The 276-nt window shown below is 46.0% G+C and carries 1 pseudogene; it reads right to left on the reverse strand.

Annotated features, from left to right (window positions below):
• Positions 1–276, reverse strand: a pseudogene (locus SB660_RS20285) (spore coat protein); the annotation flags it as partial.

Below are 276 nucleotides of genomic sequence, written 5' to 3' on the forward strand. Positions count from 1 at the left end.
GACTTTTCTTCTTCGGCGCTCTCTTTCCCGCCTTTATTCTCGTCGTCTTTATTCTCCTCTTTTTTGGCTGCTCCTTTTGCCCCTTCGCTGATGCTCTTGATATGAAAAGGATAGATCCGCAGCACTTCTTTATCTTTCACAAGAGTGTAGTGGCCGTCGGAATTATCCACAAGTATACCTTCAACGGCTTCAGGACCTCCGCGGTTGATGGATACCCATTTGTGGATCAGGCGTTTAAATATGCCGTGAAAATCATCAGCCATTTCAAATTCCGGG

Source organism: Bacillus sp. SIMBA_005 (assembly GCF_046535585.1).
Lineage (GTDB): Bacteria > Bacillota > Bacilli > Bacillales > Bacillaceae > Bacillus > Bacillus pumilus.